The following is a 5179-nucleotide window of genomic DNA, read 5'->3' on the forward strand; positions in this document are numbered from 1 at the left end:
CGCCCCGCGAGACGGCATCCGGCGGGGGAGCGGGGCGTGCTCACCGTCGGTGGCGGCGGCCACCGCGACGCCGGGCGCCGGGGGCGCGGTACGCCGGGTCGTCGGGCCGGTGGGCGCCTCCTGGCCGGAGTCGGACCGTGCGGCCGTAGGACCTGTCGGCCGGGCCGGATCCGGGGGCGGTGTCGTGTCCGTGCCGGCCTCCGCGGTCCCGGCCGGTGCCGCGGGCGCTTCCGGGGCGGTGGCCGCCGGGACCGCGGAGGCCACCGGGCTCATCGTCAGCAGGAGGGAGGAGGGAATGGTGATCTCGGCCGTCACACCGCCGCCCGGGGTGCGGGAGAGGACCACGCCGACCTCCCAGCGGCGGGCCAGGGTGCCCACCACGAACAGGCCGAGCACCTTCGTCGGGACGAGGTCGAGGCGTTCGCGGCGGATGAGGCGGGCGTTCTCCTCCGCCAGGCGCTCCGGGCTCATGCCGAGACCGTGGTCGGAGATCACGACCAGCGCGCCTTCGTGACTGTCCTTGACGATCACCTCGACGGGGCTGCCGGCCGGCGAGAACGACACGGCGTTCTCGACGAGTTCGGCCACCATCAGGGTGAGGTCGCCGATGATGTCCGGCTCGACCATGACCTCCGTGCCGGCCTGGAGGGAGACCCGCTGGAAGCCCTCGATCTGGCCGAGCGCGGCACGGACCACGTTGGTGAGGGCGAGCGGCCCCGAGTCGAGGACGGTCTCGCGGATGCCGGCGAGCAGCATCAGGCTGTCGGCGTTGCGGCGCAGGCGGACCGCGATGTGGTCGATGCTGTAGAGGCGTTCCAGCAGCGCCGGGTCGGTCTCGCCGCGCTCGACCGCGTCGATCAGGGCCAACTGGCGGGTCGTCAGGTTGCTGACCCGGCGGCCCACGTTGCCGAACATCTCGGCGACGTTGCGGCGGCTGAGCACCTGGCGTTCGAGGAGCGCGACCGCGGTGGTCTGCACCTGGTTGAACACGTCGGCGAGGTCACCGATCTCGTCCTTCGCGGTGACCGGCATCTCCTGGAGCCGCGGTGTCCCGGTGTCCTCGGTGTCGTCGTCGGCCACCCGGGCCAGCTCACGGCCCGCCACCTCGGCGACCTGCCGGGCGGCACCGGTGAGCGCCTGCACCGGACGCACCACCGAGCGCCGCACGGCCACCGAGAAGGCGAGCCAGAGCACGAAGCCCAGCAGGGTCGACCCGAGCAGCCAGGCGGCGTTCGAGCGCGCGTCCCGGGAGGCGGTGTCGGCGCGGTCGGCGATCTGGTCGATGAGCGAAGTGGTGGTCTTCAGCCGGGTCCGGGCCTGGGTGCGGTAGTCCGGGTAGGAGTCGAGCGCCGTCTGGAAGGCTTCCTTGATCTCGGCCGGGGTGTCCGCCTGGAGCGAGCCGGGGTCGATCTGGAGCTCGGCGTACTGGCGGGCGATCGTCGCCTGGGCCCTGTTGTGCTCGATGTCGCCGAGTTCCTCGGACTGCGCCGGGGTGGCGAACCGGCCGAAGCGTTCGACCTGGTGGGTGTACTCGTCGAAGGAGCCGATCGCGCCGATCAGCTCGATGAGGGCGTTGGAGTCGCCGGTCGTCGCGGAGAAGACCCCGGTCTCGAAGGCGCCGTGCGCGGCGTCGGCGCGCAGCAGCGAGTCGAGCAGGTTGCCGGTGAAGGTGGCGGCGAGGGCCGGGTTGCGGTCGAGCCCGAGGCCGTCGATCAGGCCCTTGGCGGCGTCGCTGTAGGCCGGGTCGATGTTGTCGGCGGGCAGGTAGGACCTCTCGATCGTGTTGCGCAGGTCCTCCAGGCCGTCGACCTCGCGCAGGGCCTCGGCCTCTTCCTGCGGCAGCCGGCCGCCGAAGACCTCCAGGACCTTCTCGACCTGGTTGTCCACGCGGATCTGCGCCTCGCGGTAGGCGGACTGCGAGGGCGCCTCGCCCTCCCGGCTGGACTGGTGGCGCACGGAGAGCAGGACGGCCTGCTGGTGCTCGGCCTCCAACTGCCCGACCAGCTTGGCCACCTGGGCGCTGTCCCGCACCAACTGGGCCGCGTCCGAGGCGTCCCGGGACTGGCCGACCTGGTCGGCGAAGAGATAGGCCAGCAGTGCGGCGACCACCGCGAGCGGCACACCCACCAGGACGTTCAGCTTGCGCCGGAACGGCCAGCGCTCGGCGAAGTCCCGCAGCCCCCGGTTGCCGCGTGCACCGTCCCGGTCCGGCGGTGGTGCCGACCGGGTGGACGCGTCCACCTCGTTCGTGGACACCAGCCCTCCTTCGTGGGTGTCTCGGCCGACGCGCGTGAACGCTTCTGACCGATTCTGATCGCTACGGGACGGTGCGTAGGGACACCAGAGTGGCTCCCGCACGCCTGTGTGACCGGCGCCAACTGCGGCGAGACTACAGCCTCTTCGGACAGCGCTTGTGGCCGCCCTGAGTCAAGAATCCGTTACAACCCGGGTCGCTCCCCGCGTGCCGGTTTTGCGCTTCCTTCACAACCGACTACGAGTAGAGGCCAATTGTGACCAGGCCGCTCTTGACTGGGCTGGAACGGGCTGGATTGGATCAGTGCAAGGGCTTCCCCGCACGAACGCCCTGAACCCCTTGGCAGCCCCTGAGTTCCGGAACGGAAATCGTGACTTACACCGCCGCACACCGCAGGTCCCTCAGGAAGAACCCCGGCGTGGCCGCCGTCGCGCTCGCCGCCGCCACGGTGCTGCTGGCCGGGTGCGGGTCCTCCGACGACTCCTCCGACCCGCTGAGCGAGGACACGGGAGGCGCCGCGAGCGGCGACACGGTCGTCGTCGGCTCGAACAACTTCGCCGAGAGCATCCTGCTCGCCGACATCTACGGCGAGGCCCTGAAGGCCAAGGGCATCAAGGTCACCTACAAGCCCAACATCGGCAGCCGCGAGACCACGTACGGGCTGCTCAAGAACGGCTCCATCACCGTCCTGCCCGAGTACAACGGTTCGCTGCTCGCCTACCTGGACAAGGACGCGGCGCAGAAGTCCGCCGAGTCCGTGAACGCCGCGGTCAAGGCCAAGCTCGACTCCAAGCTGACGCTGCTCGACTCGGCGCCGGCCGAGGACAAGGACTCCGTCTCGGTCAACGCGGACACCGCGAAGAAGTACAACCTGACGGCCTCGTCCACGCTCGCCGACCTCAAGGACATCGCCCCGGAGCTGGTCATCGGCGGCTCGCCGGAGTTCCAGACCCGGCAGCAGGGGCTGCTCGGCCTCGAGTCCCAGTACGGCCTGAAGTTCAAGTCCTTCAAGGCCCTCGACGCGGGCGGCCCGCTCACCCAGGCGGCGCTGAAGAAGAACACCGTCCAGGCCGCGGACATCTTCACGACCGACCCGACCATCACCAAGGAGAAGTTCGTCGTCCTCCAGGACCCGAAGAACCTCTTCGGCTTCGCGAACGTGACCCCGCTGGTCTACAAGTCCGGTCTCAGCCAGGAGGGCGTGGCCGCCCTGAACGCGGTCTCGGCGAAGCTGGACACGAAGGCGCTCCTCGACATGGACTCCCAGGTCCAGCTCGACAACAAGGACCCGCTGGACGTGGCCAAGGCCTGGCTGAAGTCCAACGGCCTCGGCTGACGGCAGGCACGGCCGGACGGATCGAACCGGGCCCGGCGCGGAGTCACTCCGCGCCGGGCCCGGCGTCATGTGCGGGACTCCGGGCCGTGGAGGGGGACGCGAGGGGGCCTGCCGCGGTCGGTGTCCAGGGCGGCTAGTCGACCGCCGCCGCGATCAGGAGGTCCAGGAGAGTGATCAGGACGTCCCGGGAGGACTCGCGGCGGCGGGCGTCGCACAGGACCACCGGGACGGCCTCCGGGAGGGCGAGGGACTCCCTGATGTCCTCGGCCGGGTAGGGGTGCCGGCCGTCGAAGCCGTTCACGGCGACGACGAAGGGGATGCGCCGGCGTTCGAAGAAGTCCACGGCGGCGAAGCTCGACTCCGGGCGCCGGACGTCGATGAGGACGACCGCGCCCAGGGCACCGACGGCGAGGTCGTTCCACATGAACCAGAACCGCTGCTGCCCCGGCGTGCCGAAGAGGTAGAGCACCAGTTCGTCGCTGATGGTGATCCGGCCGAAGTCCATGGCCACCGTGGTGGCCCGCTTCTCCTCGATCCCGGCGAGGTCGTCCACGTCCAGGCCCGCGACCGTGAGGGGCTCCTCCGTGCGCAGCGGGGTGATCTCGCTGACCGACCCGACCATGGTGGTCTTGCCGACCCCGAAGCCCCCGGCGATGAGGATCTTCACGGTGTCGGGTGCGGCGGGCGTACCGGCCGTCCCGGTGGCGAGCGTGTCAGAGCCGGCCAAGGCCTTCCCTCACTTTCTGCAACAGGTCCAGGTCCGGAGCGCGGGGTGAGACAGGGCGCGGCGGGTGCGCGGTGATCAGGCCCTCCTCCAGGAGGTCGCACAGCATGATCACGACCACGCTGACCGGGAGGTCGAGCAGCGCGGCCAGTTCCGCCACGGCGACCGGGCGGGCGCACCGGCGCAGGATGCGGGTCTGCTCGGCCTGCGGGCGCGGGGCCCCTTCCGGGGGCGGGGCGACCGCGGTCACCGTCGTGATGAGGGTGAAGTCGGCGCGGCTGGGCCGGGTCCGTCCGCCGGTCAGGGCGAACGGTCGTACCAGCCGCCCCGACGCGTCACTGTCGGTCACCTCACCCGCCGGTGGGGCCGATGCCGGCCCGCGGTGCCGCGCTGAGGTGCTCGCCGATCTTCTTCACCAGCATGTTCATCTGGTACGCCACCACGCCGACGTCGGCGTTCGGCCCCGTGAGGACCACGAGGTGGGCGCCGGGGCCCGCGGAGGTGAGGACCAGGAAACTGTTGGCCATCTCGATGAGCGCCTGGCGCACCGGGCCGCCCCGGAAGTCCATGCTGACGCCCTTGCTCAGGCTCATCAGACCGGACGCGGTCGCCGCCAGCCGCTCGGCGTCGTCGCGCAGGAAGCCGGTGGACTTGCTGACGACCAGCCCGTCCTCGGAGAGCACGACAGCCTGCGTCACGTCGGCGACCCGCTCCACGAGTCCGGTGAGCAGTTGGTCGAGCTGGGTGTGCGTGGCGGGGGTGGGGCGTGTCATGGCGTGTCCTTCATGAGCGATCGGTGTGGGGAGTACGGGCGGCGACGGGCCGGTCCTGCGGGGCACGGGTCCCGTCGGGGCCGGCCCGTCGC

General features: G+C 71.2%; 5 protein-coding genes. 1 reads left to right on the plus strand and 4 read right to left on the minus strand.

The genetic code is table 11. From position 1 onward, the window contains the following. The coding region (locus tag AOJ26_RS34090) for a sensor histidine kinase (protein WP_053852237.1) at positions 1 to 2256 on the minus strand (2256 nt) is incomplete at its 3' end. A gap of 368 nt (positions 2257 to 2624) precedes the next feature. On the opposite strand from AOJ26_RS34090, the gene AOJ26_RS34095 reads away from it, so the two are divergent. Further along, positions 2625 to 3590: an ABC transporter substrate-binding protein gene (locus AOJ26_RS34095; protein ID WP_053852238.1), complete on the plus strand. Its 966-nt coding sequence runs from the start codon at positions 2625 to 2627 to the stop codon at positions 3588 to 3590. Positions 3591 to 3723: 133 nt separating this feature from the next. On the opposite strand, the gene AOJ26_RS34100 is transcribed toward AOJ26_RS34095, so the two are convergent. From AOJ26_RS34100 to AOJ26_RS34110, 3 genes are read right to left on the minus strand one after another with little or no spacing between them, the layout of a single operon-like run. After that, positions 3724 to 4317: a GTP-binding protein gene (locus AOJ26_RS34100; protein WP_053852239.1), complete on the minus strand. Its 594-nt coding sequence runs from the start codon at positions 4315 to 4317 to the stop codon at positions 3724 to 3726. Beyond that, entirely contained in the window at positions 4304 to 4663 is a 360-nt protein-coding gene (locus AOJ26_RS34105) for a DUF742 domain-containing protein (RefSeq protein ID WP_053852240.1), read from the minus strand. The genes AOJ26_RS34100 and AOJ26_RS34105 overlap by 14 nt, the downstream gene beginning before the upstream one ends. A 1-nt stretch (position 4664) precedes the next feature. Beyond that, positions 4665 to 5087 (minus strand): roadblock/LC7 domain-containing protein, encoded by a 423-nt coding sequence (locus tag AOJ26_RS34110; protein WP_007385469.1) that lies wholly within the window; start codon positions 5085 to 5087, stop codon positions 4665 to 4667. Positions 5088 to 5179: the final 92 nt, after the last annotated feature.

This window comes from Streptomyces sp. NRRL B-24085 (assembly GCF_001282115.1).
In the GTDB taxonomy this organism is placed as follows: domain Bacteria; phylum Actinomycetota; class Actinomycetes; order Streptomycetales; family Streptomycetaceae; genus Streptomyces.